The following is a 2,763-nucleotide window of genomic DNA, read 5'->3' as shown; positions in this document are numbered from 1 at the left end:
ATAGAAATGTCCGGTTTCTCCAAAGTAAAAATGTCCTCTTTAGAATATGCGCTTTTGCGATTATCGAAGCGGACTGTTTGATATGTTGGTGTCTATGTCGGATAAAGAACTTAAACGATTGTCGGTCTTGCAAGAAATCTGCGATCAACGCATAACTCAATCCCAGGCTGCTCAGCTACTTCATATTTCAGAACGTCAGATCAGGCGTTTATTGCAAAAATACAAAGCTCAAGGTCCAGCTGCATTAGCCCATGCTGCACGTGGCCAAACCAGCAATTCCAAGATTCCTGAAGAGCTCAGGCTCAAGTGCCTCAACATTGTTGCTGATCAACTGCATGGTTTCGGACCCACTTTAGCGCATGAAAAGCTCACCACTATTCATGGATTCGATGTTTCAGTGGAAACATTACGTTCCTGGATGATTGCAGCAGATCTGTGGATTCCTCGCTCCAAGCGCCTGAAACGCCCGTATCAGCCTCGTTACAACCGGGATTGTTATGGTGAGCTGATCCAAATTGATGGCTCACATCATGACTGGTTTGAAGGACGAGCACCTAAATGCTGTTTGCTGGTGTTTATCGATGATGCCACAGGAAAATTGCAGCATTTACGCTTCTGTGAGTCGGAATCATCCTTTGACTATATGATTTCAACACGCTTGTATAAGGACGTGTTGAACGAGCGAATAGAACACTTCAGGATCATCTGATTAAGGAGATGCGCCTGGCAGGCATTTGTTCGATTGCAGAAGCCAATACCTGGCTGCCCTGCTTTATTGAGCAGTTCAATCTCAAGTTTGCAAAGATGGCCTTTAATCTTAAGAACTTAAACCACTCTGTCACTGAAACAGCCGAGGAGTTAGATGATATTTTTACCTGGCGTGAATCCCGCAGGGTCACGAATAGCCTGATGATTACTTATGATAAATGCGTATATCTCCTAAAGAATACAGCAGAAAATCAGAGGCTAACCGGTAAGTATCTTGAATTTCTAGAATACCCGGATGGTACTGTGGCCCTCATGCATGAAGGCCGGAAGATCAATTACAGTATCTTCGATAAGTTAAGTCAGCTCAACCAGCGCGAGATTGTTGAGAATAAACGGTTGGGTGCTGTTCTCAATCATATTCAACAACAGCATGAAGAACTGGAACAACAAAACAAACGCAATCGTTCCCAAAAGATGCCAAGCAGACGTGCACAGAAAACAGCAATTCAACAACGAAATCTGAATCCTGTGCTTGAATTGGAAATGTCGGTATAGGACATTTCTATTTGGTTTATCGCATAGACATTTTAATTGGTGAATAACAATCGAATTTCGTATAAGCACAATTATGTTAAATATTGTGAGATTAGACTCAAGAAAGGAAATGCTAGAGGTTGCGAATTTGTGAAATTTCCTCTGGTGAAATTCCTAGTGACTCTAAAAATTTCTGATGCTCTTCAGGCTCCATTTCTTCAAATTTTTGATGCCACTTCATCATATCTTCTTTTGATAAACCAGCCGCAGTCATAATTTCTACCCATTTCGCTTTATTCATGAACTTTTCCTTTAATAAAATTGATTTTTTTAACAACTCAATGATGGCTTTTTGCTGAACCCTTAAGTTATTAATCTCTTTCTCCAATGTCCTAAAATGATTTTCCAAGATTTGACCTTGGGATATGCTACACGGTTCTAAAAGCAAGCAGATATCTGAAATTGATAGTCCGTAAGCGCGATAAGAGACTATACTTTTCAGTCGTTCGATTTCACTTTCACCGTACCATCTGTAACCATTTTCAGCTATAAATCTGGGTTTTAATAAACCCTGTTTCTCATAATAAAGAACGGTGCTTCTCGATAAATTGAGACTTTTAGCTAAGCGGGATACAGTAAGCATATTTTTTGTCATTCGTTCATTGTTCAATGAAGGTAAACCCTTTACTTATAGACAGGTCAATCCGGAAAAATGATTTATTTCATAAATTAAGGATACCCAAAGCACAGTCATTTCTATTTTAGGCTGACAGCTCATTATCGCTCCTCAGTTATCGATGAAATAAAATATGTAACTGATTTCAATCCGCTATAAAATAAAATTTTGATTAATTTTAGGAAATGCACATGGTCTGGCTTATTGCTAAGTATGCGCTCACAGCTGGGATAGTGATACTTATTTCAGAAGTGGCCAAACGTAGTGACCGTTTAGGCGGGTTGATCGCAGCCTTACCCATTGTAACGGTACTGGTGCTGATATGGATGAAACTTGAGCATCAAGATCCACAGAAAATTTCAAATCATGCTTGGTACACTTTTTGGTATGTGGTGCCGACCTTACCGATGTTTTTAGCATTTCCCCTGCTGTATCAGCGTTATGGATTTTGGCCAGCTCTAGCCCTTTGTTGTGTAATGACCCTGGTTATTTTCCTGGCATGGGCCGCTATCTTGCACCATTTCGGTATTGATTTAATGTAAAGAATGAAACGATTACTCAGATTGAATCAGGATGAATCCTTTTTACGGAAATGTTCATTTCACTAAAACCAACAACATTAGGGATGATCAAAAACCTTGTAGAGATCAGTAGATTTTTCAATGTGTCCACTCTTTAGGTAATTGAAAGTGTAACGACATGATATGAATAAGCATCATTGGGAAATTGTGTATACCAAACTCGGGCGTTTTTATTCCCTCTTCTATGATTGCCCCCATCAAGTAGGAAAAGCATTCAAAAAATAGTATTGATTAGGGCTTAATTTTCAAACTTGAAGATTAAGC

General features: G+C 39.5%; 2 protein-coding genes and 1 pseudogene. 2 read left to right on the top strand and 1 reads right to left on the bottom strand.

What is annotated here, in order from left to right; translation table 11 throughout:
* Window positions 1-94 precede the first annotated feature (94 nt).
* A pseudogene (locus WAE57_RS15730) lies at window positions 95-1,263 on the top strand (helix-turn-helix domain-containing protein).
* A gap of 112 nt (window positions 1,264-1,375) precedes the next feature.
* Here WAE57_RS15730 and WAE57_RS15725 read toward each other — a convergent pair.
* On the bottom strand, window positions 1,376-1,912 hold the full coding sequence (locus WAE57_RS15725) for a MerR family transcriptional regulator (protein ID WP_337711295.1): 537 nt from the start codon (window positions 1,910-1,912) through the stop codon (window positions 1,376-1,378).
* Window positions 1,913-2,109: 197 nt separating this feature from the next.
* Between WAE57_RS15725 and WAE57_RS15720 the strand changes: the two genes are divergently transcribed.
* The gene (locus WAE57_RS15720) at window positions 2,110-2,460 is read left to right on the top strand and encodes a DUF3147 family protein (protein ID WP_337711294.1); all 351 of its coding nucleotides are present in this window, start codon (window positions 2,110-2,112) and stop codon (window positions 2,458-2,460) included.
* The last annotated feature ends 303 nt before the right edge of the window (window positions 2,461-2,763 follow it).

The organism is Acinetobacter sp. NS-4, assembly GCF_037402435.1.
Classification (GTDB): Bacteria; Pseudomonadota; Gammaproteobacteria; order Pseudomonadales; family Moraxellaceae; genus Acinetobacter.
This window is presented reverse-complemented; position numbering and strand designations above follow the sequence as displayed.

Excerpts from the sequence above, each read along its gene's own strand:
- WAE57_RS15720 (WP_337711294.1), top strand. The coding sequence starts at position 2,110 with ATGGTCTGGCTTATTGCTAAGTATGCGCTCACAGCTGGGATAGTGATA.